Annotated in this window: 20 protein-coding genes; 14 read left to right on the top strand and 6 right to left on the bottom strand. The window is 69.8% G+C overall.

Going from position 1 to position 24,944, the window contains the following annotated elements; translation table 11 throughout:
- The first annotated feature begins 84 nt into the window (after nt 1-84).
- The 3 genes from nthA to AAHG09_RS03955 are packed head-to-tail and all read left to right on the top strand — an operon-like array spanning nt 85 to nt 1,753.
- Nucleotides 85-777 carry a nitrile hydratase subunit alpha gene (gene nthA / locus AAHG09_RS03965; protein WP_342105538.1) on the top strand — a complete coding sequence of 231 codons (693 nt, stop codon included), beginning with the start codon at nt 85-87 and terminating at the stop codon, nt 775-777.
- Nucleotides 774-1,433, top strand: a complete 660-nt coding sequence (nthB, locus tag AAHG09_RS03960; RefSeq protein ID WP_342105537.1) for a nitrile hydratase subunit beta — start codon at nt 774-776, stop codon at nt 1,431-1,433. Before nthA ends, nthB begins: the two co-directional genes overlap by 4 nt.
- Complete coding sequence (locus AAHG09_RS03955) at nt 1,430-1,753, top strand: nitrile hydratase accessory protein (protein WP_342105536.1); 324 nt, start codon at nt 1,430-1,432, stop codon at nt 1,751-1,753. The genes nthB and AAHG09_RS03955 overlap by 4 nt, the downstream gene beginning before the upstream one ends.
- Here the strand turns inward: AAHG09_RS03955 and AAHG09_RS03950 are convergent.
- Together AAHG09_RS03950 and AAHG09_RS03945 are read right to left on the bottom strand one after the other, a co-directional pair.
- Nucleotides 1,741-2,616 carry an MBL fold metallo-hydrolase gene (locus AAHG09_RS03950; protein WP_342105534.1) on the bottom strand — a complete coding sequence of 292 codons (876 nt, stop codon included), beginning with the start codon at nt 2,614-2,616 and terminating at the stop codon, nt 1,741-1,743. The genes AAHG09_RS03955 and AAHG09_RS03950 overlap by 13 nt on opposite strands.
- Before the next feature lie 58 nt (nt 2,617-2,674).
- Nucleotides 2,675-3,685 (bottom strand): SDR family oxidoreductase, encoded by a 1,011-nt coding sequence (locus AAHG09_RS03945; protein ID WP_342105532.1) that lies wholly within the window; start codon nt 3,683-3,685, stop codon nt 2,675-2,677.
- Nucleotides 3,686-3,865: 180 nt separating this feature from the next.
- On the opposite strand from AAHG09_RS03945, the gene AAHG09_RS03940 reads away from it, so the two are divergent.
- The 4 genes from AAHG09_RS03940 (at nt 3,866) to AAHG09_RS03925 (ending at nt 11,459) form a co-directional block, all read left to right on the top strand.
- A complete protein-coding gene (locus tag AAHG09_RS03940; RefSeq protein WP_342105531.1) occupies nt 3,866-4,123 on the top strand; it encodes a hypothetical protein in 258 nt (85 codons plus the stop codon).
- Nucleotides 4,124-4,266: 143 nt separating this feature from the next.
- Complete coding sequence (locus AAHG09_RS03935) at nt 4,267-7,680, top strand: acyl-[ACP]--phospholipid O-acyltransferase (RefSeq protein WP_342105529.1); 3,414 nt, start codon at nt 4,267-4,269, stop codon at nt 7,678-7,680.
- A gap of 463 nt (nt 7,681-8,143) precedes the next feature.
- Entirely contained in the window at nt 8,144-10,273 is a 2,130-nt protein-coding gene (gene pbpC / locus AAHG09_RS03930; RefSeq protein ID WP_342105528.1) for a penicillin-binding protein 1C, read from the top strand.
- A 142-nt stretch (nt 10,274-10,415) separates the two neighbouring features.
- Nucleotides 10,416-11,459, top strand: coding sequence for a cytochrome-c peroxidase (locus tag AAHG09_RS03925; RefSeq protein WP_342106190.1), 1,044 nt, complete (start codon nt 10,416-10,418; stop codon nt 11,457-11,459).
- 9 nt (nt 11,460-11,468) lie between these two features.
- On the opposite strand, the gene AAHG09_RS03920 is transcribed toward AAHG09_RS03925, so the two are convergent.
- On the bottom strand, nt 11,469-11,915 hold the full coding sequence (locus tag AAHG09_RS03920) for a hypothetical protein (protein WP_342105527.1): 447 nt from the start codon (nt 11,913-11,915) through the stop codon (nt 11,469-11,471).
- The gene (locus AAHG09_RS03915; protein WP_342105526.1) at nt 11,912-12,745 is read right to left on the bottom strand and encodes a nucleotide-binding protein; all 834 of its coding nucleotides are present in this window, start codon (nt 12,743-12,745) and stop codon (nt 11,912-11,914) included. Before AAHG09_RS03915 ends, AAHG09_RS03920 begins: the two co-directional genes overlap by 4 nt.
- 953 nt (nt 12,746-13,698) lie before the next feature.
- Here AAHG09_RS03915 and AAHG09_RS03910 point away from each other — a divergent pair.
- On the top strand, nt 13,699-14,751 hold the full coding sequence (locus AAHG09_RS03910; protein ID WP_342105524.1) for a hypothetical protein: 1,053 nt from the start codon (nt 13,699-13,701) through the stop codon (nt 14,749-14,751).
- Between the two features lie 24 nt (nt 14,752-14,775).
- Here AAHG09_RS03910 and AAHG09_RS03905 read toward each other — a convergent pair whose 3' ends face one another.
- Nucleotides 14,776-15,480, bottom strand: coding sequence for a MarC family protein (locus AAHG09_RS03905; protein ID WP_342105522.1), 705 nt, complete (start codon nt 15,478-15,480; stop codon nt 14,776-14,778).
- Nucleotides 15,481-15,559: 79 nt separating this feature from the next.
- Nucleotides 15,560-16,294 carry a methyltransferase domain-containing protein gene (locus AAHG09_RS03900; RefSeq protein WP_342105521.1) on the bottom strand — a complete coding sequence of 245 codons (735 nt, stop codon included), beginning with the start codon at nt 16,292-16,294 and terminating at the stop codon, nt 15,560-15,562.
- A 152-nt stretch (nt 16,295-16,446) separates the two neighbouring features.
- Here AAHG09_RS03900 and gloB point away from each other — a divergent pair, with 152 nt between their 5' ends.
- The 6 genes from gloB (at nt 16,447) to AAHG09_RS03870 (ending at nt 24,875) form a co-directional block, all read left to right on the top strand.
- Nucleotides 16,447-17,223 carry a hydroxyacylglutathione hydrolase gene (gene gloB / locus AAHG09_RS03895; RefSeq protein WP_342105519.1) on the top strand — a complete coding sequence of 259 codons (777 nt, stop codon included), beginning with the start codon at nt 16,447-16,449 and terminating at the stop codon, nt 17,221-17,223.
- Nucleotides 17,224-17,514: 291 nt separating this feature from the next.
- Nucleotides 17,515-18,150 (top strand): TetR family transcriptional regulator, encoded by a 636-nt coding sequence (locus tag AAHG09_RS03890; RefSeq protein ID WP_412759998.1) that lies wholly within the window; start codon nt 17,515-17,517, stop codon nt 18,148-18,150.
- Nucleotides 18,151-18,549: 399 nt separating this feature from the next.
- A complete protein-coding gene (gene mdh, locus AAHG09_RS03885; RefSeq protein WP_342105516.1) occupies nt 18,550-19,512 on the top strand; it encodes a malate dehydrogenase in 963 nt (320 codons plus the stop codon).
- Between the two features lie 113 nt (nt 19,513-19,625).
- Entirely contained in the window at nt 19,626-20,822 is a 1,197-nt protein-coding gene (gene sucC, locus AAHG09_RS03880; RefSeq protein WP_342105515.1) for an ADP-forming succinate--CoA ligase subunit beta, read from the top strand.
- Between the two features lie 2 nt (nt 20,823-20,824).
- On the top strand, nt 20,825-21,709 hold the full coding sequence (gene sucD / locus AAHG09_RS03875; protein ID WP_012317924.1) for a succinate--CoA ligase subunit alpha: 885 nt from the start codon (nt 20,825-20,827) through the stop codon (nt 21,707-21,709).
- A gap of 175 nt (nt 21,710-21,884) precedes the next feature.
- Nucleotides 21,885-24,875, top strand: a complete 2,991-nt coding sequence (locus tag AAHG09_RS03870) for a 2-oxoglutarate dehydrogenase E1 component (protein ID WP_342105513.1) — start codon at nt 21,885-21,887, stop codon at nt 24,873-24,875.
- The last annotated feature ends 69 nt before the right edge of the window (nt 24,876-24,944 follow it).

Genomic DNA, 24,944 nt, shown 5'->3' with positions numbered 1-24,944 from the left:
AACGGCCGAGGTTAATCCATCCGAGCTTCGGGGCTGGAAGGGACCTGTCCGGCGGTGCAGACTGCGCATCGTCAGGAGAGCGCGATGAGCCACGACCACGCGGAGCACGACCACGCCGATCACGACCACGCGCACCACGACCACGCGCACCACGACCACGCGCACCACGGCAGCGAACTCTCGCCGGTCGAGGCGCGGGTGCGGGCGCTGGAATCGCTGCTGACCGAGAAGGGCTATGTCGATCCCGCCGCCCTCGACGCGCTGGTCGAACTCTACGAGACCAAGGTCGGCCCGCATCTGGGCGCCCGGGTGGTGGCCCGCGCCTGGCTCGATCCGGCGTTCCGGTCGCGGCTGCTGACCGAGGCCACGCCGGCCATCGCCGAGCTCGGCATCGGCGGACGGGGCGGCGAGCACATGGTGGTGGTCGAGAACACCCCGGAGATGCACAACCTCGTCGTCTGCACCCTGTGCTCGTGCTATCCCTGGCCGGTGCTCGGCCTGCCGCCGGTCTGGTACAAGGCGCCGCCCTACCGGGCCCGGGCGGTGATCGACCCGCGCGGCGTGCTCGCCGAATTCGGTGTGACGCTTCCGGAAACCACCCGCATCACGGTGTGGGATTCGACCGCCGAGACCCGCTACATGGTCCTGCCGATGCGCCCCGCGGGCACCGAGGGCTTCTCCGAGGAGGCTTTGGCCGCCCTCGTCACGCGGGATTGCATGATCGGCACCGGGCTTGCCACGGCGCTGCCGGTCGAACCCGCGGAGATGCCGTTATGAACGGGGCCCAGGATCTCGGCGGCGCGCACGGCTTCGGACCGGTGGTGCCGGAGCCGGACGAGCCGGTGTTCCACGCGGCCTGGGAGCGGCGCGTCTTCGCGATGGCGCTCGCCATGGGCTATACCGGCGCCTGGAACCTCGACGGCAGCCGCGCCGCCCGCGAGTCGCTGCCGCCGGCCGAGTACCTCGCGTCGAGCTATTACGCGATCTGGCTCAAGGCCCTGGAGAAGCAGGTCGCCGCCACCGGGCTGGCGACGCCCGCCGAGATGGCGGCCGGCCGGGCCACGGAGCCGGCCCAGCCCGTGGCGCGGACCCTCAATCGCGACGGGTTGGAGGAACGGTTCCGGGCCGGCTTCCCGAGCAGCCGCGCGACCGACGCTCCGGCCCGCTTCGCGCTCGGCGACGCGGTCCTGGCCCGCAACATCCACCCGACCACCCACACGCGGCTGCCGCGCTACGTCCGCGGCAAGCGCGGACGGATCGTGCGGGTCGACGGGACGTTCGTGTTTCCCGACACCAACGCCTATCAGGCGGGCGAGAGCCCGGTCTGGCTCTACACGGTCGCGTTCACCGCGCAGGACTTGTGGGGCGAGAGCGGCGATCCCGGCGGGACCGTCACGGTGGCGGCCTTCGAACCCTATCTGGAGCCTGCGTGACCGATCCGTCGCCGAGCCCGTTCGCGGCCCCCTGGGAGGCCCAGGTCTTCGCCCTGGTGGTGAGCCTGCGCGAGGCCGGGCTGTTCACGTGGTCGGAATGGGCGGACCGCCTCGGCCAGGGGATCCGCCCGGCGGATGCCCCCGAGCGCGCGGCCGATTATGGCGCATGGCTCGCCACCCTGGAGGGGATCCTGGCCGAGCGCGGCGTGGCCGAGCCCGAACGCGTCGCATCGCGCACGGAAGCGTTCCAGCGGGCCGCCGCGGCGACGCCGCACGGCGAGCCGATCCGCCTGGAGAACGATCCGCTCTACCGGCCCTGAACCCGCAGGCTCTCGAGCGGCACTGGGGCGGCGTGCGCGCGCCCGGCCATCAGCTGATCGAGGAGCGCCAGCACCTCCGGCCGCCCGCAATTGGCGGCCGGCTCGAACGGCGTCCAGGTCTGCACGAAATCGAGGCGCTCGAACACGTCCCGGTAGCGGCGCAGCTCGCTCGGGGTGAGCGGGACGCCGCGCACGAAGGCCTTGTGGGCCGAGATCGTGGTGGCGCGGCGGAAATCCGCCGGGTCGAGCTCGAATTTCAGCGCGTCGCCGCAGAAGCAGATTTTTCGCGCCCGGTCGTACAGGATCGCGTGGCCGTCGAAATGGCCCGCGGTACGGTGCAGTTCCAGGCCCGGCAGCGGCTCCAAAAAGTCGTCGTAGGGCCAGCTCACCTGCAGCGCCGCGCTCCACGTGAAGTCGGCGGCGGGCAGGCACAGTTCCGGGTCGAACCGGTCCTGAAGCTGCGTCAGCGCTCCGTAGGAATGGGGATGCGAGGCCGAGAGCACCGCCATCCCTCCGAGCCGTTCGATCTGATCGAGGGCTGCCTCGCTGAAGACCGGGCAGGCCTCGAACCCCATGTTCCCGTGCCCGGTCTGGATCAGGTAGCCGGACGGGCCGATGCCCGAGACCGGCTCGTTCCAGAACCGCCAGACGCCCGGCTCCAATTCCTGCCAGTGGCACGGGAAGGCGTCCTGCGCCTCCCGGGTGGTGCGGAAGCGCCAGCCGTCCTGCGGCACGACGTGGCGGGCGTCGAGGCACATCGGGCAGGCGGCCGGCGTCTCGAAATGGCGCTGCCAGAACCCGCAATTGTCGCAGGTGTAGGCGGGCAGCTTCAGGGCGCCCGCGAAGGGCAGATAGCCGGGCATGCGTTCGGACCTCGTTCGGGGCGTCGGCTGTAGCAGGCGCTGCGCGCGGGCGCAGCCGTCACGTCCGGTCCGGCAGCCGGCGCGCCGAGCGGGCGGCATGGACGGTGCCGGCGAGCCCGATCAGCGCCAGACCGGCGAGCCCGCCCACCACGAGGTCGCGAGTCCGGCTCGTGACGAACTCGGCCCGGCTCGCCTTGGTCCGCCCGGAGAACCGGCCATCGATCCCGACGGGGCCGGGTACGGGTTCGTAGAGATTGCCCTCCATCTCGGGGATCGTGTCGTCGGAGAGCTGCGCCGACCACATGGAGGCGGCCTTGCGGTCGGCGAGGGCCGGCGCCAGGGCCTGCGCGGCCGCCATCATCATCGACGAGCGCCCGACCCAGACCTCCCGGCGCGGGTTCTCGACGGCGTACACGATCGCCTCGGCGCAGAGCCGCGGATCGAAGACCGGATCGGGGGCGTATTGCCGGTGCCCGGTCCGGTTGCGCGCCCAGTTGAACTGGGGCGTGTTGACCGCGGGCAGGTAGATCACGCTCAGGCTGACGTTGACCCGGTCGTGGAGCAGTTCGCAGCGCAGGGCGTCGGTGAAGCCCGAGACCGCGAACTTCGCCGCGCAGTAGGGGGCCTGCAAAGGCGCGGCCCGGACTGCGAGCCCGGACGAGACCTGGATGATCGCGCCCCGGTTGCGCCGCTTCATGAAGCGCAGGGCGGCGAGCGTCCCGTAGACCTGGCTCAGATAGGTGGTCTCGGTGACCCGCCGGTACTCGTCCGGGGTGATCTGGTCGGCGGGGTTCACCACGGTCGACATGGCGTTGTTCACCCAGGCGCGGATCGGCCCGAGTTCCCGCTCCACGCGCTCGGCGGCGGCGTCGACCGCCTTCGGGTCGGCGACATCGGCGCTGATCGCCAGCACCGGCTGGCCATAGGCCGCCAGGGCCCGCTCGGCCGCGGCAAGCCGGTTCTGATCGCGCGCGATCACCGCCACCGACCAGCCCCGCTCGGCCAGCGCATGGGCCGTCGCCAGACCGATCCCGGCCGTACCTCCGGTCACGACCGCAACCCGCGCCATATCCACCTCACCACCGCTGACGATTCGAACGGCAACCCGGTTCGCGGCGGTCGGTTGCGCCGCGGCATCGGGCCGGAACGTCACGGGGGGATCAATTTCGCGTTCCGCGACGCAACGACCGAGTCCGGCCGCTGTTAACCACCTGTGCCGCGTCATGCCGAACCATCGAGGGTCGAAGTCATGCGCTCCGGACGACGCTTCTCCCTTCCGATCGATCCCTGGCCTCAGGCCTCGCTGGCCGAGCGGACGGCGGTCGGGATGGTGCTGACCTTCCTGCTGCTGCTGCCGGCCTGCGCAGCCGGTGCTGTGCTGTTCGTGATCTCGATGATCGCGACGCACATCTACTGGTCCTACGACCTCGGCGCCTCGCTGCGCGGTTTCATGGTCCGGCACGCCCGCATCCCGGGCCGCCGCGGCCGGGTCGTCCGGAAGGTCTGAGCCCCGGCCTTTTTCCGGCGCCGCAACGGCGCGGGCCCACATAACGAGCGATCCCCGCGGCCGTGATCGCTGTGCGTTGGTCGCGTTCCGATTTGACCTGAGCGTATCGGGTAGGCCAGTCAGGCTCGGAACGAGAGATCGCCATGTTCCGTACCCTGATGACTGCGCGGCGCTTCGCGCCGCTGTTCTGGTGCCAGTTCTTCTCGGCGTTCAACGACAATTTTCTCAAGAACGCCCTGGCCTTCCTGATCCTGTTCGGGATCGGCGGCGAGGCGGATGCCCATGCCGGCGTTCTGGTGACGCTGGCGAGCGCGGTGTTCATCGGGCCGTTCTTCATCCTGTCGGGCCTCGGCGGCCAGTGGGCCGACCGGTACGACAAGGCCCTGATGGCGCGGCGGCTCAAGTTCGCCGAGATCTTCGCCGCCGGCACCGCCGTGCTCGGCTTCCTGCTCCATTCCGTGCCGGTGCTGTTCGTGGCGCTCGGCCTGTTCGGCACGATCGCGGCCCTGTTCGGCCCGATCAAGTACGGCATCCTGCCGGATCACCTGAAGCGCGAGGAGTTGCCCGCCGGCAATGCGCTCGTCGAGGCCGCGACCTTCCTGGCGATCCTCCTCGGCACGATCGCGGCCGGGGCGGCCTCGGCGATGGGGGGATCCGGCCTCCTGTTCGGCGCCCTGGTGATGGGCTTCGCGGTCCTGTGCTGGCTCTCGGCCCGGATGATCCCGGCGACCGGGGAGGGGGCGCCGGACCTGCGGGTCGACCCGAACGTCGCGCGCTCCACGGCGTCGCTGCTGCGCGACCTCTGGGCCGACACGCGCCTGTGGCGCGGCTCGCTGATCGTAAGCTGGTTCTGGCTGGTCGGCGTGGTGGTGCTCTCGCTCCTGCCGGTGCTGGTGCGCGGGGCCTTCAACGGCACCGAGACCGTGATCACGCTGCTGCTCGCCCTGTTCTCCATCGGCATCGCCCTGGGCTCGGGGCTGGCCTCCTGGCTGGCCAGCGGCCGGATCGTGCTGCTGCCGACGCCGGTCGGCGCGGTGCTGATGGGCCTGTTCGGCCTCGACCTCGCCTGGACGATCGGCCATCTGCCGGCGCCTCCGGCCGAGGCGATCGGCCCGTTCGATGTCCTGGCGACCGGCCACGGCCTGCGCACGGCCATCGACTTCCTGGGCCTCGCGGTCTCCGGCGGCCTCTACATCGTGCCGTCCTTCGCGGCCGTGCAGGCCTGGGCCGAGAAGGCGATGCGGGCGCGGATCATCGGCGCGGTCAACGTCATGACGGCGGCCTTCATGGTGGCCGGGACCCTGGCGCTCGCGGCGCTGCAGGGGGCGGGCCTCTCGATCGCCAGCCTCCTCGCGGTCGTCGCGGTGCTGAACCTGATCGTCGGGGCGATCGTGTTCGCGACCCTGCCGACCAGCCCGTTCCGCGACGCCCTGTCGATCCTGTTCCGGGCCTTCTACCGGCTGGAGGTGCGGGGATTCGACAACATCGCGGCGGCCGGGCCGAACGCCATCGTGGCGCTCAACCACGTCTCGTTCCTCGACGCCCCGCTCGCCCTGTCGCTCCTCGATCAGGAGCCGGTCTTCGCCGTCGACAGCGGAATCGCCCAGCGCTGGTGGGTGCGGCCGTTCCTGCGGGTCACCAAGGCGATGCCCCTCGATCCGACGCGCCCGCTGGCGACGCGCACGCTGATCAACGCCGTCAAGGGCGGCGAGACCCTGATCATCTTCCCCGAGGGGCGGCTCACCGTCACCGGCAGCCTGATGAAGGTCTATGACGGCGCCGGGCTGATCGCCGACAAGTCCGGCGCCATGGTCGTGCCGGTCAAGATCGACGGTCTGGAGCGCACCACCTTCTCGCGCCTGTCGCGCCGGCAGGTCAGCCGCACCTGGTGGCCGAAGGTGATCGTGACGGTGATGCCGCCGGTGCGGCTGACCGTCGATCCCGCCCTCAGGGGCAAGGCCCGCCGGCAGGCGGCCGGTGCCGCCCTCTACGGCATCATGTCGGACCTCGTGTTCCGGACCGCCGATATCGACCGCGGCCTGATGGCGGCCCTGATCGAGGCGGGCGACCTCCACGGCTGGCGCCGCAACGCCCTGGAGGATCCGGTCGGCGGTCGACTCAGCTACAGCCGGCTCGTGATGGGCGCCAACATCCTGGGCCGCAAGCTCATGCCGCTCGCCCCCGTAGGCGGTCGGATCGGTGTGATGCTGCCGAACGCCAACGGCGCCGCGGTAACGCTGTTCGCGCTGGCCTCCGCGGGCCGGGTGCCGGCGATGATCAACTTCTCCGCCGGCCCCGCCAACGTGCTCTCGGCCTGCCGGGCGGCGGAGGTGAGCAAGGTCCTGACATCCCGGGCCTTCATCGAGAAGGGCCGGCTCGGGCCGCTGATCGAGGCGATCCGCGGCTCGGTCGAGCTGATCTACCTGGAGGACGTGCGGGCCGGCATCACGACCGGGGACAAGATTCGCGGCTTCCTCGCGCCCCGCCGCCCGCTGGTCGCGCGCCGCGGCGAGGATCCGGGGGCGGTGCTGTTCACCTCGGGCAGCGAGGGCACGCCGAAGGGCGTGGTGCTGGCCAACCGCTGCATGCTCGCCAACGTGGCCCAGGTGGCGGCCCGGATCGATTTCGGGCCGATGGACAAGGTGTTCAACGTCTTGCCGGTGTTCCACGCCTTCGGCCTGACGGCCGGGCTGGTCCTGCCCCTGGTCTCGGGCGTGCCGGTCTATCTCTACCCGTCGCCGCTGCATTACCGGATCGTGCCGGAGCTGATCTACGGCTCGAACAGCACGGTCCTGTTCGGGACCGACACGTTCCTGATGGGCTATGCCCGGTCGGCCCATTCCTACGACCTGCGCTCGCTGCGCTACGTCGTGGCCGGCGCCGAGGCCGTGAAGGAGACCACCCGCAAGACCTGGGCGGAGAAGTTCGGCCTGCGCATCCTCGAAGGCTACGGGGTCACCGAGTGCGGACCGGTGGTGGCGCTCAACACGCCGATGTTCAACCGCTTCGGCACGGTCGGGCGGATCCTGCCGGGCATCGAGACGCGGCTGGAGCCGGTGCCGGGGATCGAGGCGGGCGGGCGCCTCTCGGTGAAGGGCCCCAACATCATGCTGGGCTACCTGCGCGCCGAGAAGCCCGGGGTGCTGGAGCCGCCGCCCGGCGGCTGGCACGACACCGGCGACATCGTGGCGATCGACGCGATGGGCTTCGTGACGATCAAGGGCCGGGCCAAGCGCTTCGCCAAGATCGCGGGCGAGATGGTCTCGCTCGCCGGTATCGAGGCCTTGGCCGCCGAGCTCTGGCCCGACCGCCTGAGCGCGGTCGCGGCGGTGCCGGACGCGCGCAAGGGCGAGCGCCTGATCCTGTTCACGCAGGCGAAGGACGCGACCCGGGCCGCCTATCAGAGCTTCGCCAAGGGCCGCGGCGCCTCCGACGTGGCGATTCCCGCGGAAGTCGTGGTTTTGGAGGCGATCCCGATGCTCGGCACCGGCAAGGTCGATCAGGTGGCGGTCACCAAGCTGGCGCTGGAGCGGGCGAAGGAATCCGCAGCCGCCTGAGCGCCGCCTCGGGTCCCTCGCACCGCATCACCCAAACGGAGGATGCGACAACCCCTGGTATGCACTCGTATCACGAATACAGTCCCGATTCGATCCGCCGATGCGATCGAGCTGCCGGACTGGATGTCGTCATCGCGGATTGCATCGAGAGGGGCAGATCATGGCGAAGGAGGGACACGTTCCGGCTTGGTTGACGAGGCGGACGTATTTCAAGCGCGTCGGGCGCTGGCTGAAGCCCGGCAGGGCCCGTGGGATCGCATCGGCCCTCGAGGCCGCGGCAGCGCCGGTCGCATCGAACGTGGTGCCGTTCCCGGTCCGGATCGATCGGGCGGAACGGCCCGATTTCGCGGATCGGCGCAGCATCGGCATAGGGGAGCCGGAGCCGCCCTCGTCTAAGCTTGCCTGAGCGGCGGGAACCGGGAATCCTGCACGCCGGATGGCGGGTCCTGACTCCGGAGGAGACGTGCCGAAGGACGGGCTCGACCCCGACGGAGAAGCGCCCCCGGCGCGGCGCGCGTCCGCGCGCGCCGGCCTCAGGGCCGCTTGGCTTGGGCTGGGCCTGCTGGTGGCCGGCCTGGGCGCGGTGTGGCTCTACGCCACCACGCTGCCGCCCCTCGACCTCGCGGCCGCGGCGGCACGCTCCACCGTGGTGCTCGACCGGTCCGGGACGCTGCTGCGCCCCTTCGCGACCCCGGACGGGCGCTGGCGCCTGCCGGTCACCGCGGAGGGGGTCGATCCGCGCTTCCAGGCCATGCTGCTCGCCTACGAGGACCGTCGCTTCGCGCGCCATCCCGGCATCGATCCGGCGGCCCTGCTGCGCGCCGCGGGGCAGTGGCTGACGCGGGGGCGCATCGTGTCGGGCGGCTCGACCCTGTCGATGCAGGTCGCCCGCCTGGTCGAGCCGCGGCGCGAGCGCTCCCTCGGCGCCAAGCTGCGCCAGATGGTGCGCGCCGTGACCCTCGAACGGCGCCTCGGCAAGCCCGGGATGCTCGACCTCTACCTCGCGCTCGCCCCCTATGGCGGCCCGCTGGAGGGCGTCCGGGCGGCGAGCCTCGCGTATTTCGGGCGGGAGCCCGCACGGCTCACGGCGGCGCAGGCCGCGCTCCTCGTCGCCCTGCCGCAGGCCCCCGAGGCGCGCCGGCCGGACCGCTTCCCGGACCGCGCCCGCGCCGCCCGCGACCGGGTGCTCGATCGCGCCAGCGCCCGGGGCGTCCTGACCATGGCGGAGGCCGAGGCCGCCAAGGCGGAGCCGGTCCCGATGGGGCGAAAGCCCTTCCCGATGCTGGCCGCGCACGCCGCCGAGGAGGCGGTGGCGGCCGATCCGGCGAACCCGGCGATCCGCCTCGCCATCGACGGGGCCCTGCAGGCGCGGCTGGAGGCGCTGGCCGCCGAGCGCGCCGCCGCGGCCGGACCCGACCTCTCGGCCGCGATCCTCGTCCTCGACAACCGGGACGGGCGCATCCTCGCCCAGGTGGGCAGCGCCGGCTACCTCGATGCGTCCCGGCGCGGCGCCATCGACATGACCCTGGCGATCCGCTCCCCCGGCTCCGCCCTGAAGCCGTTCGTCTACGCCATGGCGTTCGAGGATGGCCTGGCCCACCCCGAGACGCTGCTGGAGGACCGCCCGACGCGCTTCTCGGCGAACTACGCCCCGGAGAATTTCGACCTGACCTTCCAGGGCACGATCACGGCCCGGCGGGCGCTGCAACTGTCGCTCAACGTCCCCGCGGTGGCGCTGATGGAGGCGGTCGGCCCGGCGCGCTTCATCGCCCGGCTGCGCGCGACCGGCGCCGGGATCCAGTTGCCCCGCGAGGCGGCGCCCGGCCTGCCGGTGGCGCTCGGCGGCCTCGGCATCACCCTCACCGACCTCGCACGGCTCTATGCCGGGTTCAGTCGCGGTGGCACGCTGCCCGATCTCCAGCGCCGCGCCGAGGCGGCGGCGCCCGGACCCGGGCACCGGATCGCCGGCCCGGTGGCGTCCTGGTACGTCGCCGACATCCTGCGCGGCACGCCGCCGCCCGAGAACGCCCTCCCGAACCGAATCGCCTACAAGACCGGCACCTCCTACGGCTACCGCGACGCCTGGGCGGCCGGGTTCGACCGGCGCGTCACCGTGGCGGTCTGGGCCGGGCGTCCGGACGGGGCGGCGGTTCCGGGCCTCGTCGGCCGGATCGTCGCGGCGCCGATCCTGTTCGACGCCTTCGCGCGCCTCGGCGGCGAGCCCGAGCCGGTTCCCCGCCCCGCCGATACCCTGATGGCCGGATCGGGCAGCCTGCCGCCGCCCCTGCAGCGGCTCGGGCGGGACGCGGCCGGCGCGCCGGGCCCGAGCTTGCGCATCGCCTATCCCCCGGACGGCGCGCGGATCGACCTCGGCCTGACGCCGGGCGGCCACGAAGGTGCGGCCGGGGCATCGGGGCTCGCCCTCAAGGCCCTGGGCGGGGTGCCGCCGCTCACGTGGCTGATCGATGGACAACCGGTCGCACAATCCCTCCGGCACCGCGCCGAATGGTTTCCGCAGGGCGCCGGCTTCGCGCGTATCTCCGTTCTTGATTCAACTGGAGCGAGTGACAGCGTTGCGGTTCGGCTCGAATAGCCGGACACCACCGATTGCACGGCGGAAGCTTGGCCGCGCCGAAGTTTTTCATACAGTTGCACTGTCGGGCGCCGAAATATTCATGCGGAGATTCATCGGTCATCAACGAATAGGAGTGTAGCACCGCCCCGTGAGGTTGATGATGGCGTGGAAGGTCGGCGCCGCGGTCGCGGCGATACTCGGGTTCGTCGGGGTGGGCGTCGGGGTCGGCGGCGGTGCCGATCCGCGCCGCGCCGGCTGGCGCGAGACCTATCGCACGCCCACCGAGATCCCGTTCCCCGCCGGCAATCCGTACACGGCCGCCAAGGCCGAGCTCGGCCGGCGCCTGTTCTTCGATCCGATCCTGTCCGGCGACCGGACCCGGGCCTGCGCGACCTGCCATGTCCCGGATCTCGCCTGGGCGGACGGGCGCGCCCGCGCGGCCACGCGCCAGCAGGGCGACATGGACCTGCGCACGCCGACGGTCCTCAACGTCGCTTGGCAGGACGGTCCGCTCGGCTGGGACGGCAAGTTCCCGACCCTCGAATCGGTCTCCGCGATGCCGATCATGGCCCCGGGCAACATGAACCTGCCGATGAGCGAGGCCCTCGCCCGGCTCTCCGCCGACCCGGACTACGCCGCGGCCTTCAAGGAGGCGTTCGCGGATCCCGCCGTGACCCGCGAGCGGCTGGAGGCGGCGCTTGCCACCTTCGAGCGCCTGATCGTGGTCGAGCCGGCCCCCTTCGACCGCTGGATCGCCGGCCAGGAGGACGCGATCGCCGAGCCGGCCAAGCGGGGCTTCGACCTGTTCAACGGCCGGGCGGGCTGCGCCAACTGCCATTCCGGCTGGTCGTTCACCGACAACTCGTTCCACGATATCGGCGTCGGTTCGGGGACCGACATCGGCCGCGGCCGCTTCAAGCCGACCTCGGTCGCGCTGCGCTACGCCTTCAAGACACCGACCCTGCGGGAGGTCGGCGAGCGCGGCCCCTACATGCACGACGGATCGGTGCCGAACCTCGAAGCCGTGATCGATCTCTACGACCGCGGCGGGATCGACCGCCCGAGCCGCTCCCGGCTGATCAAGCCGCTCCATCTGAGCGCTACGGAGCGGAGCGATCTCCTGGCCTTCCTGGCGACGCTGTCGGCCCGCACGGAGCGCGACCTCGTCACCGCCGCGTTCACGGCGCAGCCGCCGGCGCCCTGACGTCGTCGTTCAGCGGTTGAGGTCCGGCCCGCGCGGGATCCGCCCCGCGCCGCGGGGGTCGTAGGAATCCGGCGCGAGGGCGGTGTTGCGCCCCCCGTTGACGGCGATGCCGCTGGGGAGGGTGAGGACCGTGCCGAGGGTCCAGGCGCTGGTGACGAGGCAGAGTGCCACGGCACCGAGCAGGCCGTAGGTCAGCAGCCTGTTGCGGCGCAGATCCTTCGTGACGGTCTGGATCAGGTCGCGGTTGTCTTCGGCGAGCGTGTTCCGCGCAGCCACCAACTCGTTGTACATGTTGGTGATTGCGTTGGTGGACATGTACACGAGGAGCAGGTGGACGACGAAGTCGTCGTCCGTCGTCGTGTTCAAGGCGGCCGCGATCCGCACGGCGAGCTGACGCTCCCAGGGCTGAAGATCGCGGCCGTGGACCGACCGGTAGAACCGCTCGAGGTTGGTCACGGCCGGAGCGCTTCCCGCCAGACCTGGTGGAAGTTGCGCCGGAGGCGGCGGCCTTCAACGCGCAGGCGCATCGGCGCCGTATTGGCCAGCGTCTGCCACGTCATGTTCTGCACGCGCAGGGCCTCGACCAGGCGCTCGCCGATCTTCTCGATCTCGATCACGCGGAAGTTCGGCTGCTTGCGCAGGGCTTTCACGAGGTCGGAGGATTCGAGGTAATCGAAATTGGTCGCCTGGGCGGTGTTCTTGGCCAGGATCGCGCGGTCACACTCGATCAGCATCGGCTTGAGTTCGCGCAGGACATCGAGGGCCGTCGGATCGACGGCACCGGCCGCGACGACCACGGCGAGGCGGATGTTCGACTCCCGGCAGCTCTCGATGATGATCTCGGCGCAGCGGCGGGTCGTCTCGGTGTCGCCGGCCGGGAAATCGACCACCACGAAGCGCTCGGCGGCCTCGATCACGTGCTCGATCATGTCCTGGCACAGGGTCGGGTCGACGCGGCCGGTGCTGTCCTCCGCGCGCAGGCGCTGACGGAAGCAGGTGATGTCCGGCCGGCGGGGCACGAAATTATCGCTGCCGGGGTTGGTCTCCTGCATTAAAGCCGTGTGGAAATGGCGGTTGGCCGGATCGGTGTCGATCGCCAGGACCGGGCTGACCTCGGCGCAGAGATCGGCGACCTGAAGCGCGATCGTCGTCTTGCCGACACCGCCCTTGCCGCCCAGGCAGAGGATCAGGATCTTGGCTGCCGAACCGAGAAGGTCGCGCTGGATCAACTGGATCTCGTCCGGGCTGTACCAGGGCAGTACCTTGGTCTGCGTCTCGTCACTCATGAAGTCTCTCCTTGCTGATGGACCGGGCCGCCGCCGCGCGCCGAGGCGCCCGGGGACCGTCCCGCGGGGATGTCAGGATGGATGCGGTGCGCCCGGGGCCGGCCCGGGGGTGGAGCACCGTCAGGGAGCCGTCTCGGTCATCTCCGAGCGGCCGGCCCTGCGCGGAGGAACGATGGCCGACCCCGGCGATTCGCCCGGAGCGCCTGCGGCCGGGCGACGAGCCATCCCGCGCCGCGGTTCAGAGAGTCGCGCGGTCGCTGGGTGTCGACAGGTGTGTCGGGCCTCGAAATGGCGTCCCTCCCCATCGCATGCACCCCGTCACTCGGCCCCAGCCTCGGCAGAACAGCCTCACCGGCATCACCCTCCGGGCTCGGGCCAACCAAACAACGCGCGCGCTCACGCAAGTTGCAATCCCGAGGCTTGCGTTGTCTGCGGGCCTTTTTCCGCTACAGCCTAAACATTAACGAATCACTCTCACCATAATTCCGGTCTTTATCAGCAATAAATACAACTCAATAGTAGATAAATCTTGATATATACTGCATTACTGGCGTATATATCAATCGCATCCCAACATGATAGTACTATCAGTCCAGGCATCGTGGATCGAACGCCGAACTGTGCGGTGTCAGGGCAGGACGTCGATCGGCAAGATTTAGTGGACGGCGCAGGGCTATGCAGACCCGGCACGTCTCAGCGGCATCGAAGACTGCCGGTCGCGCAGCCGCTCAAAACAGCAACCGAGAATTTGGTTGTTCGGCAACGGGCCGTCGGCGGATTCACGCCTGCGCGTGCCGGCACGACGCGGCCAGACCGAGATTTCATGCGATCTCAACGCGATCCACAGCGTTAACCTTTCACTCACATTCGTTAACAAACCATTGGCTAAAATCGGACGTATCTATTTAAATCGCCCGGTAACCACGGCGTCGTTGCGCTGCGACGAGGGCACAATGCCAATACCCAACACAAAGCTGGTTCCGGTTGCCCGCACCCTCGGTATCACCGGCCCCCTGATCCTAGGCGGGACAAGCGCCGCCGAGGCACACGTCAAGTGGTTCTGCGCCTACGACGTGGCCGGGCAGCCGCAGGGCCTCGAGCAGGTGCTATGTCTCAACTTTGAATGGCTGACCGGCCTCGCGCTGCTCTGCCTGACATTCGGATGCCTGGCCGAAGGCACGCCGCTCGGCGGCGCGCTGCTCAACGCCCTCGACCGGGTGACGACGCGGATCCGCACCGATACCGAGCTTCTGGTGCGCGCCACGCTGGGCTTCTTCCTCGTGTCGCTGTTCGATCTCGGCGGCATCATCCTGACGCCCGAGCTGAAGACCGACGCGACCTGGATCCCGTGGCTCCAGCTCGCTCTGGCCGGCTGCCTGATCTGGCGCCGCACGATGCCGATCACGGGCCTGGGCCTCGTCTTCCTGTTCAGCTACGCGACCGCCCAGTACGGGGTGTTCCACCTCGCCGACTATCCGATCTTCCTCGGCATCGCCGTCTACCTGATCGCCCAGGGTCTCGGCCTGAAGCCCTTCGACATCCGCCCCCTCGACATCGTCCGCTGGGCTGCCGCGATCACGCTGATGTGGGCCTCGATCGAGAAGTGGGCCTATCCGGAATGGTCGGCGCCGCTGCTGGCCGCCAAGCCGCAGATGACCATGGGTGCCACGCCCGAGCTGTTCATGCAGGCCGCGGGCGTCATCGAGTTCACCCTCGCCTTCGCGCTGGTCTGGACGCCGCTCGTCCGGCGCTGCGCGGCGATCATCCTGGCGGCGATCTTCGTCTCGGCGGTCTTCGAGTTCGGCAAGGTGGACGCGATCGGCCATTCCGGGATCATCGTGGTGCTGCTGGCGATCGCCGCCGACAACGTCCGGGTCCCGGTGCGCGCCCGGCAGGCGCTCCTGGCGCCGGCATGGTACGGTGCGGCGCTGGCGCTCTTCCTGTTCCTCTACTACGCGGGCCACGCCGCCCTGTTCGGCGGCGCCGGCACCCTGCCGGTCATCTGACCGCTCTCCGCCCGCCGCCCGGTCTCATCGCGCCGCCAGCAGCGGCGCGATGACGTCGGTGAGGCCGTTGATCAGGATCTGCGTGCCGACGCAGAGCAGCAGGAAGGCGAACAGGCGCCCGACCACCCGGGCCCGGGCCGGGCCGATCAGCGCCACCACCCGGTCGGCCGAGGCGTACAGCAAGGCGACCGTGACGGCGACCGCGAGCGCCGCCAGCGTGACCCCGAGATAGAACCCGGCCCGCTCGGCGAACGCGTTCGGCCGGTTCGCCCCCAGGGTGATCGCCACCGCGATCGTGCCCGGCCCGGTGGTGAACGGCAGGGTCAGCGGGAAGAAGGCGATTTCCGAGAGCGCCGCGGGCGCCGGCTCGGAGGGAGCCGCGGCACCCCGACCGCTCGAACCCAAGGCCTCGGCCTGCTTGCGCGCCTCGCGCGCCTCCGGCCGGTTGAGCTGGGTCCAGGCCGACGACATCACCACCAGCCCGCCCGCGATGCGCAGGGCCGCCAGGGTGACGCCGAAGAAGTTGAGGATCGGCGTCCCGGCCCAGAGGGCGCCCAGCATCACCAGCGCCGCGTAGACGCCGATCCGGCGCGACAGCAGCACGCGCTCGGCGTGGCTGTAGGCGCTGGTCACCTGGGCGAAGATGAAGGCGCCGCCGATCGGGTTGACGATCGCGATCAGGCCCGAGAGGGCGAGCAGGAACTGCTGGACGGTGAAATCGAGGCTCATGGGGACCGCTCCGTGCGGATGGTCCTCCTAGGCCCTCCGGGGCGCCGACGGAATCCGGTTTCCGCGGACGGGCGCCCGCTCAGCCGGGGGCAGGCGCCGGCACCAGCACCCGGGCCGGGGCGAGGCGGCGGGCGCGCCGCACCTGCCGCACCGTGACCGGCCGGTAGAGCTGCTTCGTCGCGTCGACCACGTGCAGCCCCGCGAAGGGCAGCGACAAACCGGTGCCGATCCACTCCCAGGCCGGCCCGGTGCGCAGCATCGGGCGGGAGCGAACCGGCGGCATGTAGAGCGTCTCGGCCCAGTTCACCGGCGAGAACAGCGTGTCGCGCATCAGCCGCCCGAGCTGCGAGCGGCTGTAGGGCTGGCCATGGCCGAAGGGCGTCGCCTCGCGCCGCGCCCAGACCCCCCGCCGGTTCGGCACGACCAGGATCATCCGCCCGCCGGGGGTGAGGGTCCGCCACACCTCCTGGAGCAGCTCCGAGGGACTCTCGACCGCCTCGAGCGCGTGGATCAGGATGATCCGGTCGACCGCGGATTCGGGCAGCGGCATCATGGTGGGATCGGCCAACGCCGTGCAGGAGCGGCCGCTCGGCGGCCAGTTCACCACCCCCTGGCTGGTCGGCATGAACGCGATGGTGCGCTCGGCGATGCAGTGGACCGGGCCGAGATACGGCATCGCGTAGCCGATCCCGAGCACGCGCAGGCCCGAGACCGAGCCGAGGAATCCGTGGATCGAGCGGCCGACCACGCGATGCGTCGTGCGGCCCAGGGGGCTGGCGTAGAAGGCCCGCAAGCCGTTGACGTCGAGACGCATGGAGAAGCAGGCTACCGACTCGGGAACGGTTGTCGTACTCAATGGTGACACCGACCGCCCGGGGCAAGCGTGACGGGACGGGCTTCACGGAACCCGGCTGCGGGGCCGCCTGTTCACGGCGACAGCGTTCGCGCCCCGAGGAGACTGTCCGAATGGCCGCCGAGACCGAGATCCGCACCTTCCTGTGCCGCAGCGACAACATCGGCGTCCTGATCCGCGATCCCGCCACCGGGGCCTGCGCGGCAATCGACGTGCCGGAGGCCGGACCGGTCCTGAAGGCCCTCGACGAGACCGGCTGGACGCTCACCGACATCCTCGTCACCCATCGGCACGGCGACCATGTCGAGGGCATCCCGGCGGTGAAGCAGGCCACCGGCGCCCGGGTCGTCGCGCCCGCCAGGGCCGGTGATGCGGTCCCGGACGTGGATCTCGCCGTCCGCGAGGGCGACACGGTGCGGGTCGGCGATCTGGCCGCCCAGGTCTGGGAGACGCCGGGCCATTGCGCCGATCACATCACCTACTGGTTCTCCGAGGCAGGCCTCGTCTGCGCGGGCGACACGCTGTTCACCCTCGGCTGCGGCCGGGTGATGGAGAGCCCGCCCGAGACCCTTTACCGGTCGCTGCGGCGCTTCGACGACCTGCCCGATACCGCGCAGGTCTTCAGCGGACACGACTACGTACTCTCCAACGCCCGCTTCGCCCTGGCGGCCGACCCCGACAACGCGGAACTCAAGGCGCGCCTCGCCGAGGCCGAGGCCGCGAAGGCGCAGGGCCGCTTCCTCGTGCCCTCAACCATGGGCATGGAGCGCGCCACGAACCCATTCCTGCGTTGCACAGTCCCGGCCCTGGCCAAATCCGTCGATCTGCCACCAGGAAGCGATCCGGAAACCGTCTTCGTCGCTCTTAGGGCGTGGAAGAACCGCTTCTGACGCAGGTGATAACGAGAAAAATTTGTTGCCTTCTCAAGGCAAACTGACACATAGGAGTGTTTAAGCGGACTAAATCCGCTCAGGTAACCGGGCTCCCGGGGGGAAGCCGCAACGTCAACGCGAAGCGCCGGGACGCTTCAGCCGGTCTGATGGGGGTCCGTCTCGCCCTACCACCTGTCTACTTCCCGCCTTCCTCTTCCGTTCCTCAAACCAGAATCCACTGGATCCACGGAAGAGTCACTTACCGTTAAGGCCAAGCTCCCGCGCGCGGACGATGCCGAAGCCAGCGCGCTGCGCGACGTCGGTGACACGGCCAATCCCCAGCGGGCCCGCGCACCGGTCGCGGCCGATGTCAGGTTGCTCGGCATCGCCACCGAGCATCTCTCACGCCTCGGACCCAAGCGCGTGACGGTCGTGGCCGTCGCCGCCGAGGCGGGCATGACCCACGCCAACGTCTACCGCTACTTCCCGTCGAAGGACGCGCTCCTCGACGCGGTGGCGGGGCGCTGGCTCCGGGAGGTCGAGGCCCGGCTCGCCGGCATCGCCGATGCGCCGGACCCGGCCGACGACAAGATCGAGCGCCTGCTGACCGCGCTCGCCACGGTCCAGCGCGACGCGCTGGTCGATGAGCCGAACCTGTTCGCGGTCCATCTCGACGCCACCGTGGCGGCCCGGCCGATCGCCCGGCGGCACCGGGTGCGCCTCCGCAGCCTCGTGGAGCGGGTGGTCGAGGAGGGAATCACCTCCGGGATCTTCTCGGCCCGGGACCGGGAGCGGGCGATCGCCTACATCTTCGACGCGAGCTACCGCTTCACGCATCCCCTGGCGATCCAGCACGATGCCGAAGTGCCGCGCGACCTCATCGAGGCCCGCTTCGGCGCCGTGATCCACGCGATCCAGCGGGTTCTGCGCTCCGGCGTGCTGTGACGCCGGGCTGCGCGACGCATCGCAGCCTGCAAGGCCCGGACATCGTCCGGGCCTTTCTTTTTCCAGGCTGTCCACCACGTCGTCGACCGGCAGCCAGCGTGGAATGACAGCTTTTCGAATCTGTCATCGAGGCTTCACGCCGCCTCCGGCTCAGGTTGCACTGCACCTAAAACCTTCGCAGCGCTGGCATTTCTTGAACCGTCGGCGAGCCCGTCTGGCCGTCCGGCGCCGGCTCGAGCGCGGCCGCCCGACCCGCATCGGGTTGAAGCGACGGTGCTTTTCCGCCACACAGCCGCGCAGATTTGGGACCGCGAATCCCGCCGCGAACCGAGCGGACACGCAGTCCCGGCAAGGCCCGACGCATCCTCGACATCGATACGCAAGGGAGACGGATCCGACATGGCTCGCAACAAGATCGCGCTCATCGGCGCCGGCCAGATCGGCGGCACCCTGGCCCTCCTGGCCGGCCTCAAGGATCTCGGGGACGTGGTGCTGTTCGACATCGTCGACGGCGTGCCGCAGGGCAAAGCCCTCGACATCGCCGAGGCCGCCCCGGTCGAGGGCTTTGACGCGACCTACGCGGGCGCGAGCGACTATGCCGCCATCAAGGGCGCCGACGTGGTGATCGTCACCGCCGGCGTGCCGCGCAAGCCCGGCATGAGCCGCGACGACCTGATCGGCATCAACCTGAAGGTGATGCAGGCGGTGGGCGAGGGCATCAAGACCTACGCGCCGGACGCCTTCGTGATCTGCATCACCAACCCGCTCGACGCGATGGTGTGGGCGCTGCAGAAGTTCTCGGGCCTGCCGACCAACAAGATCGTCGGCATGGCCGGCGTGCTGGATTCGGCCCGCTTCCGCCACTTCCTCGCGGAAGAGTTCAAGGTCTCCGTCGAGGACGTCACCGCCTTCGTGCTCGGCGGTCACGGCGACGACATGGTGCCGCTGACCCGCTACTCGACGGTGGCCGGCGTGCCGCTGACCGACCTCGTCAAGCTCGGCTGGACCACCCAGGAGAAGCTCGACGCCATGGTCGACCGCACCCGCAAAGGCGGCGGCGAGATCGTCAACCTGCTCAAGACCGGCTCGGCCTTCTACGCGCCCGCCGCCTCCGCCATCGCCATGGCGGAGAGCTACCTGCGCGACAAGAAGCGGGTCCTGCCCTGCGCCGCCTACCTCGACGGCCAGTACGGCGTGACCGGCATGTTCATCGGCGTGCCGATCGTGATCGGCGCCAACGGTGTGGAGCGCGTCCTGGAGGTGACCTTCGACGACGCCGAGAAGGCGATGTTCGACAAGTCGGTCGCCTCGGTGACGGGCCTCATCGAGGCCTGCAAGGGCGTCGACGCTTCGCTGGCGTAGAAACAAAGCGAATAGGGAGTAGGGAGTAGCGAATAGGGCTGAACCGGCCCGCTCGCGCTACATCGACTATTCGCTGTTCGCTACTCCCATTCGCCCCTCCCTACGAGGCTCCGATGAATATCCACGAATACCAGGCCAAGGCCGTGCTGAAGGAGTTCGGCCTGCCCGTCTCCCGCGGCGTGGCGATCTTCAACCCGTCGGAGGCCGAGGCCGCCGCCAAAGAGCTCGGCGGCCCGGTCTGGGTCGTGAAGAGCCAGATCCACGCGGGCGGCCGCGGCAAGGGCACGTTCAAGGGCGCGCCCGAGGGCGCCAAGGGCGGCGTGCGCGTCACCAAGTCGATCGACGAGGTGAAGCAGTTCGCCGGCGAGATGCTCGGCCAGACTCTGGTGACGATCCAGACCGGCCCGGCCGGCAAGCAGGTGAACCGCCTCTACATCGAGGAGGGCGCCCAGATCGCCGAGGAGTTCTACCTCTCGATGCTGGTCGACCGCGCCACGGGCGGCGTCGCCTTCGTGGTCTCCACCGAGGGCGGCATGGATATCGAGGCGGTCGCCCACGATACCCCTGAGAAGATCCACACCATCGCGGTCGATCCGGCCACGGGCGTGATGCCCCACCACGGCCGCGCGGTCGCCAAGGCGCTCGGGCTGTCGGGCAACCAGGCCAAGGAAGCGGCTTCGCTCACGGAGAAGCTCTACGCGGCCTTCGTGGCCAAGGACATGAGCCTGCTCGAGATCAACCCGCTGGTGCTGACCGCGGACGGGCACCTCAAGTGCCTCGACGCCAAGATGGCCTTCGACTCGAACGCCCTCTACCGGCATCCCGACATCGTCGCCCTGCGCGACGAGACCGAGGAGGACGCCAAGGAGATCGAAGCGTCGAAGTACGACCTCGCCTACATCGCCCTCGACGGCACGATCGGCTGCATGGTCAACGGCGCCGGCCTCGCCATGGCGACCCTCGACATCATCAAGCTCTACGGCGAGGAGCCGGCGAACTTCCTCGATGTCGGCGGCGGCGCCTCCGAGGAGAAGGTGACGGCGGCGTTCAAGATCATCACCGCCGACCCGAACGTGAAGGGGATCCTCGTCAACATCTTCGGCGGGATCATGAAGTGCGACGTGATCGCCAACGGCGTGATCGCCGCCGTCAAGGCGGTGGGCCTGCAGGTGCCGCTGGTGGTGCGCCTCGAGGGCACCAACGTCGAGCAGGGCAAGGCCATCATCCGCAATTCCGGCCTCAACGTCATCCCGGCGGACGACCTCGACGACGCCGCCCAGAAGATCGTCGCCGCCGTGAAGGGAGCCTGATCATGTCGGTGATGATCGACGCCAACACCAAGGTCATCTGCCAGGGTTTCACCGGCAAGAACGGGACCTTCCACTCCGAGCAGGCGATCGCCTACGGCACCAAGATGGTCGGCGGCACGAGCCCCGGTAAGGGCGGCTCCAGCCATCTCGGCCTGCCGGTCTTCGACACGGTGGCGGAGGCCCGCGAGGCCACGGGCGCCGAGGCCTCGGTGGTCTACGTGCCGCCGCCCGGCGCGGCGGATGCGATCTGCGAGGCGATCGCCGCCGAGGTGCCGCTGATCGTCTGCATCACGGAGGGCATCCCGGTGCTCGACATGGTGCGGGTGAAGCGGGCGCTGACCGGCTCGAAGTCGCGCCTCGTCGGGCCGAACTGCCCCGGCATCGTCACGGCGGGCGAGTCGAAGATCGGCATCATGCCGGCCAACATCTTCCGGCCGGGCTCGGTCGGCATCGTGTCCCGCTCGGGCACGCTGACCTACGAGGCGGTGTTCCAGACCTCCAATGCCGGCCTCGGCCAGACCACGGCGGTGGGCATCGGCGGCGATCCGGTGAAGGGCACCGAGTTCATCGACGTGCTGGAGCTGTTCCTGGCCGATCCGAAGACCGAGTCGATCGTCATGATCGGCGAGATCGGCGGCTCGGCCGAGGAGGAAGCGGCCCAGTTCCTGAAGGACGAGGCCAAGCGCGGGCGGAAGAAGCCGATGGTCGGCTTCATCGCCGGCCGCACGGCGCCTCCGGGCCGCCGCATGGGCCATGCCGGCGCGATCATCTCGGGCGGCAAGGGCGGCGCCGAGGACAAGATCGCCGCCATGGAGGCCGCGGGCATCCGCGTGTCGCCGTCGCCGGCGCGGCTCGGCTCGACGCTCGTCGAGGTACTGAAGGGCTAAGACGCCCGCGCGCCTGCGTTGCGGCCATCGCAGGGCCGCAACGCCCATATCGGGCGTGCAGAGACGATCTCAGCGGGGCGGTTCACCCGCCCCGTCTCGGTTTGAGGGCGATCCGCCGCGCTGACGGAGAGCCTGATGGGCAGGGCTCCTGCCCGCGCGACAGGATGGACGCACCATGGCACGCCAGGACGTGAACGAAGCGCTCCTCGAAACCTCGTTCCTCTACGGCGCCAACGCCGCCTACATCGAGGAATTGCAGGCGGCCTACGCCCGCAACCCCGCCTCGGTGGATCCGGAGTGGCAGAACTTCTTCAAGGCGCTCGGCGAGGACGAGACGCTGGTCGAGAAGAACGCCGCCGGCGCGTCCTGGGAGAAGCCGAACTGGCCGGTGCCGCTGAACGGCGAGCTGGTCTCGGCGCTGGACGGCAACTGGGGCGCCCTGGAGAAGGCGGTCGGCGACCGGATCGTCGCCCGGGACGCCAAGGAGGCCAAGCCCGGCAAGCCGCAGGACACCGTCTCCGCCACCACCGGCGTCTCGGTCGAGCAGGCGACGAAGGATTCGGTGCGGGCGATCATGCTGATCCGCTCCTACCGCATGCGCGGCCACCTGCACGCCAAGCTCGACCCGCTGGGTCTTGCGCCGCGCGGCGACCACGAGGAGCTGCACCCGCAGCATTACGGCTTCACCGAGGAATCCGATTGGGATCGCCCGATCTTCCTCGACAACGTGCTCGGCCTCCAGTTCGGCACGATCCGCGAGATCGTCGACATCCTGGAGCGGACCTACTGCCAGACGCTCGGCGTCGAGTTCATGCACATCTCCGACCCCGCCGAGAAGGCGTGGATCCAGGAGCGCATCGAGGGCAAGGACAAGGAAATCTCGTTCACGCCCGAGGGTCGTCGCGCGATCCTCAACAAGTTGATCGAAGCCGAGGGCTTCGAGAAGTTCCTGGATCTCAAGTACACCGGCACGAAGCGCTTCGGCCTCGACGGCGGCGAGTCGATGATCCCCGCGATGGAGCAGATCATCAAGCGCGGCGGTGCGCTCGGCGTCCGTGAGATCGTGCTCGGCATGGCCCATCGCGGCCGGCTCAACGTGCTGACCAACGTGATGGCCAAGCCGTTCCGGGCGGTGTTCCACGAGTTCAAGGGCGGCTCTGCGTCCCCGGCCGAGGTCGAGGGCTCGGGCGACGTGAAGTACCACCTGGGCGCCTCCTCGGACCGCGCCTTCGACGGCAACAACGTCCACCTGTCGCTCACCGCCAACCCGTCGCACCTGGAGATCGTCGATCCGGTGGTGTTGGGTAAGGTCCGCGCCAAGCAGGACCAGTGGGCCAAGCCCAACATCGAGCGCCGCACGGTGCTGCCGCTCCTGATCCACGGCGACGCCGCCTTCGCGGGCCAGGGCGTCGTGGCGGAGTGCTTCGGCCTGTCCGGCCTGAAGGGTCACCGCACCGGCGGCTCGATCCACTTCATCATCAACAACCAGATCGGCTTCACCACCGATCCGCGCTTCTCGCGCTCCTCGCCCTATCCGTCCGACGTCGCCAAGATGGTCGAGGCGCCGATCTTCCACTGCAACGGCGACGACCCCGAGGCCGTCACCTTCGCGGCCAAGATCGCGGTCGAGTACCGCCAGAAGTTCGGCAAGCCGGTCGTCATCGACATGCTGTGCTACCGGCGCTTCGGCCACAATGAGGGCGACGAGCCGGCCTTCACCCAGCCGAAGATGTACCAGCGGATCCGCAAGCATCCGTCGGTGCTGGAGAATTACGGCCGCAAGCTGGTCGAGAACAGCTCCGTCACCCAGGAGGCACTGGACGCCCGCAAGGCCGAGTTCCGGCAGCTGCTCGATACCGAACTCGACGTCGCCAACAATTACAAGGCGAACAAGGCCGATTGGCTCGATGGTCGCTGGTCCGGCGTGAAGGCGGTCCACGAGGACGTGGACGATCCGCGCCGCGGCCGCACCGCCGTGCCGACCGAGACCCTGCAGGAGATCGCCCGCAAGATCACCCAGGTGCCCCCGGGCTTCCATCTGCACCGGACGATCCAGCGCTTCATGGACAACCGCGCCAAGGCGGTGGAGACCGGGGCGGGCATCGACTGGGCGACCGCCGAGGCCCTGGCCTTCGGGGCGACCTTGCTCGATGGCAACCGGGTCCGGCTCTCGGGCCAGGATGTCGAGCGCGGCACCTTCTCGCAGCGCCACGCCGTGGTGATCGATCAGGAGAACGAGCAGCGCTTCACGCCGCTCAACGCGATCCGCGAGGGGCAGGCCTCGATCGAGATCATCAACTCGATGCTCTCCGAGGAGGCGGTGCTCGGCTTCGAGTACGGCTACTCGCTGGCTGAGCCGAACGCCCTGGTGCTGTGGGAGGCGCAGTTCGGCGACTTCGCCAACGGCGCCCAGGTGGTGATCGACCAGTTCATCGCCTCCGGCGAGCGCAAGTGGCTGCGCATGTCCGGCCTCGTGCTGCTGCTGCCGCACGGCTACGAGGGGCAGGGCCCTGAGCACTCCTCCGCCCGCCTGGAGCGCTACCTCCAGGCCTGCGCCGAGGACAACATGCAGGTCGCCAACGTCACGACGCCGGCGAACTACTTCCACATCCTGCGCCGGCAGCTGAAGCGGGACTTCCGCAAGCCGCTGGTGCTGATGACTCCGAAGTCGCTGCTGCGCCACAAGCGAGCCGTGTCGAGCCTCGCCGCCCTGGCCGAGGGCTCGACCTTCCACCGCGTCCTCTGGGACGACGCCGAGGAGGAGGGCGCGCAGAACAAGCTGGTCCGCGACGACAAGATCCGCCGCGTCGTGCTGTGCTCCGGCAAGGTCTATTACGACCTCTTGGAGGAGCGGGAGAAGCGCGGCATCAACGACATCTACCTGATGCGCGTCGAGCAGCTCTACCCGTTCCCGCTGAAGGCCCTGGCCAATGAGATGGCCCGCTTCCGCAACGCCGACGTGATCTGGTGCCAGGAGGAGCCCAAGAACATGGGCGCCTGGGCCTTCGTCGAGCCCTACCTCGAATGGGTGCTCGGCCAGGCCGGCTCCGCGGTGAAGCGCGCCCGCTACGTCGGCCGCCCGGCCTCGGCCTCGACGGCGGTCGGCCAGATGTCGAAGCACCAGGCACAGCTCCAGGCCTTCCTCAACGAGGCCCTGGCCGTCTGATCCTCTTTGGAACGCGGCGGCGGCTCGCACGGGCCGCCGCCTTCATTGTCCAGGCCGTCCGGCACGGCC

It is taken from the genome of Methylobacterium guangdongense (assembly GCF_038442355.1).
GTDB lineage: Bacteria > Pseudomonadota > Alphaproteobacteria > Rhizobiales > Beijerinckiaceae > Methylobacterium > Methylobacterium guangdongense.
The sequence above is the reverse complement of the archived record's forward strand: the minus strand, read 5'-3'. Positions and strand labels throughout refer to the sequence as shown.

Bases quoted from the DNA above. Each gene is read 5' to 3' on its own strand.
- sucD (WP_012317924.1), top strand. From the start codon at position 20,825: ATGTCGGTGATGATCGACGCCAACACCAAGGTCATCTGCCAGGGTTTC.
- AAHG09_RS03945 (WP_342105532.1), bottom strand. From the start codon at position 3,685: ATGGCGCGGGTTGCGGTCGTGACCGGAGGTACGGCCGGGATCGGTCTG.
- AAHG09_RS03935 (WP_342105529.1), top strand. From the start codon at position 4,267: ATGTTCCGTACCCTGATGACTGCGCGGCGCTTCGCGCCGCTGTTCTGG.
- AAHG09_RS03900 (WP_342105521.1), bottom strand. From the start codon at position 16,294: ATGCGTCTCGACGTCAACGGCTTGCGGGCCTTCTACGCCAGCCCCCTG.
- AAHG09_RS03910 (WP_342105524.1), top strand. From the start codon at position 13,699: ATGCCAATACCCAACACAAAGCTGGTTCCGGTTGCCCGCACCCTCGGT.
- nthA (WP_342105538.1), top strand. From the start codon at position 85: ATGAGCCACGACCACGCGGAGCACGACCACGCCGATCACGACCACGCG.
- AAHG09_RS03870 (WP_342105513.1), top strand. From the start codon at position 21,885: ATGGCACGCCAGGACGTGAACGAAGCGCTCCTCGAAACCTCGTTCCTC.
- AAHG09_RS03925 (WP_342106190.1), top strand. From the start codon at position 10,416: ATGGCGTGGAAGGTCGGCGCCGCGGTCGCGGCGATACTCGGGTTCGTC.
- AAHG09_RS03940 (WP_342105531.1), top strand. From the start codon at position 3,866: ATGCGCTCCGGACGACGCTTCTCCCTTCCGATCGATCCCTGGCCTCAG.
- AAHG09_RS03950 (WP_342105534.1), bottom strand. From the start codon at position 2,616: ATGCCCGGCTATCTGCCCTTCGCGGGCGCCCTGAAGCTGCCCGCCTAC.
- AAHG09_RS03905 (WP_342105522.1), bottom strand. From the start codon at position 15,480: ATGAGCCTCGATTTCACCGTCCAGCAGTTCCTGCTCGCCCTCTCGGGC.
- gloB (WP_342105519.1), top strand. From the start codon at position 16,447: ATGGCCGCCGAGACCGAGATCCGCACCTTCCTGTGCCGCAGCGACAAC.
- nthB (WP_342105537.1), top strand. From the start codon at position 774: ATGAACGGGGCCCAGGATCTCGGCGGCGCGCACGGCTTCGGACCGGTG.
- sucC (WP_342105515.1), top strand. From the start codon at position 19,626: ATGAATATCCACGAATACCAGGCCAAGGCCGTGCTGAAGGAGTTCGGC.
- mdh (WP_342105516.1), top strand. From the start codon at position 18,550: ATGGCTCGCAACAAGATCGCGCTCATCGGCGCCGGCCAGATCGGCGGC.
- AAHG09_RS03915 (WP_342105526.1), bottom strand. From the start codon at position 12,745: ATGAGTGACGAGACGCAGACCAAGGTACTGCCCTGGTACAGCCCGGAC.